Annotated in this window: 2 protein-coding genes; both read right to left on the bottom strand. The window is 61.9% G+C overall.

Annotated features, from left to right (window positions below):
- Positions 1-87: 87 nt before the first annotated feature.
- A complete protein-coding gene (locus ACW9IN_RS30035; protein ID WP_457369232.1) occupies positions 88-2,256 on the bottom strand; it encodes a mechanosensitive ion channel family protein in 2,169 nt (722 codons plus the stop codon).
- Positions 2,257-2,308: 52 nt separating this feature from the next.
- Positions 2,309-2,485 carry a hypothetical protein gene (locus ACW9IN_RS30030; protein ID WP_457369231.1) on the bottom strand — a complete coding sequence of 59 codons (177 nt, stop codon included), beginning with the start codon at positions 2,483-2,485 and terminating at the stop codon, positions 2,309-2,311.
- Between the last annotated feature and the right edge of the window lie 145 nt (positions 2,486-2,630).

Below are 2,630 nucleotides of genomic sequence, written 5' to 3'. Positions count from 1 at the left end.
CGATAGCGGTGGGTCAGCCGGCACATTTGGCACAGATACACCGTTATCGCAGGCAAGCCAGCTCCCACATTAAAGCAGTGTTGCTTTCTAGCTGGTTTTCTCTTTTTCCAATCCGCCCGATGCTCCCGTCACCACCTGCACACTCAAGCGCGGCGTGGCCAGGTCCAGTCCGGCTTCATCCAGATGTCGTTTGAGCGACAGATTGAACGCCCGCGACACTTCCCATTGTTTGATCGGCGCGGTCTTGAAGCGAGCCCGCAGGATCGCGCTGCCCGACTCGAAACTTTCCACCCCCTGAATCTCCAGCGGCGACCAGATATTGCGGCGTTGCAGCGGGTCGTTGCGGATCTTCTGACCGACGTCGCGCATCAGCTTGATGGCGTCGTCGATGTCCATGCTGTGGGGGATCGCCACGCGGAAGATCGCGTAGCCGAACTCCCGCGAGTAGTTCTTGATGCTCTTGATTTCGCTGAATGGAATGGTATGCACGATGCCGTCGATGTCCCGCAGGCGCACGGTGCGGATGGTCAAGCCTTCCACCGTGCCGAGGTGGCCGCCGACGTCCACGTAGTCATCGATGGCCAGGGAGTCTTCGATGATGATGAACAGACCCGTGATCAGGTCCGCCACCAGCGACTGCGCACCAAAGCCGATCGCCAGGCCGATCACACCGGCACCGGCCAGCAACGGGGTGACGTTCATGCCCATGTTCGCCAGGGCGACGATGGCGGCAATGATGAAAATGGTCACGAACAGCACGTTGCGGATCAACGGCATCATGGTCTGCGCACGAGCGTTGGCCAGGCCTTTGCGCGAACGGGTCAGGGCGTGATGAATCGCCGTGTCGCTGAGGATCCAGATCAGCCAGGCGAACAACAGCGTCCCGGCCAGGCCGAACAGCTTGACGCTCACTTCATGGCCATCGCCTTCGGTGAAGCGGATCAGCGACAGGCCCCATACCCGCAGGCCCAGTTCGATAAACACCAGCCACACCACCAGGTGGGCCAGGGTGTAGACAAAGCTTTTCAGGCGTTCGGAGTACAGCGCATGGCGTTTGTGCCCGCGTTGCGGCTTGAGGGCATGGCGGCGTACCAGGCCGTTGATCACCATGCACAACACCAGCAGCACCGTGCACAGCAAGGATTGGCGCAAGGCGGTGCTGGTGTCGCCGGCGGACAGGAACGTGGCGAACAGCGAGATGCCCACCAGCAACAAGGCCGGGAGATACCAGAACGAGCCGATGATTTCGATGGTGTCGCTGAGCGCGCGGCGGGTCAGGCGGCGCGACAGCGGCTGGTTGCGGATCAGGTGAGCGATGGGACGGCGGAACCGCAAGATGAACACGCCGGTGGACAGCGCGGCCATGACATTGGCGACAGTCGCCGCCGTGTGGGCCAGGTGTTGGCCCAGGGCCTGGACCAGCCGTGGGTCGCTCAGGGCTTCACCGAAGGCGGCAAAACTGCCGATCCACCATAACGGGCGGAATGCCTGATGACGCAGGATGTACAGCGCGCGGTGGCGGTGCGGGCCGTCGAGCAGGGAGAAGGCAATCACGCAGATCGCCGAGAAGCAGGTACCCACCACCAGCGCATAGGCCAGCACCATGGCCAGGGATTTGCCCAGCGACGAGGGCAGCGCGTAACTCAGGTAAACGGTGATCACCAGTGCGATCATCCAGGGCCCGAGCTTGCGCAGCGCGAAGCGCAACATGTCCCAGGTGCGCGGATGTTGCGGCAGCTCTTCCGGCAGGCCGAATCGCTCGCGCACGCGGTGGCTGAGCCAGATCAGTGCGTAGGCCAACAGGCTCCACACCGCCAGGATCAGGGCGAAACCGAAAATGATCGGCAACCATTCATTGGCTGGCAGCATCAGGGCACTGAGTTCGTCACCGGCCTGGTCGATTTCATTCGACCAGCGGCCCAGCGGGCTGTCGGCACCGGAGAACTGTGCTTCCAGGTTGGCCAGAGTGCCGCCGATCAGGCCCAGTACACCTTGTTCGGCGGCGGGCTGGGCTTTTTGCGTGGCCTCGCGCAGCTTCTTCAGGTCGCTCAGCAACTGGGTGCGTTGCTGATCGTTTTCCAGGGTCTTGATCACTTCGTCCAGCGACTGGCCCAAGGGCACGTCGGCCTGGGGCTGGGGCTTGTTGGCACTGCCCAGCAGGCCGGGCAGGCTGACGGCCTGGGCAGGTGCGAAGGGCAGCAGCGTGAGCAGGGCGATCAGCAGGTAGCAGGGCAGGGCGAACAGACGGGAAAACACGAGGCGGTCAACCTTGAAAACGACGGGTTGACCGAGTGTACGAGTGCAATCGTCATTCAGCCAGTTTTGCGAGGATCTTGTACACCACGGTACCCAGGATCAGCAGCATGCCGAGCCACATGCCAAACACGCCGAGGGGCTTGTCGCGAAAGTTGAAGCCGACCGCCAGCATGATCATGCCGATCAGAATGGGAATGAGCATGGCGTGGAACGAGGGCATGGAAATCATGGGGCGACGGCCTTGTCGGAGTGGGAATACTGACAAGTTTAGGTCGGATTATGGGAAATGGTGTTGATGTGTGTCAGGTGGAGTTCGGCGTGCCTGAGGCCGCAATCGCGGGCAAGCCCGCTCCCACAGTTTGGAATGCATTTCC

Source organism: Pseudomonas sp. SDO5271_S396, assembly GCF_054071795.1.
Note: the sequence above shows the minus strand (reverse complement) of the source record. Positions and strands in the feature narration are given on the sequence as shown.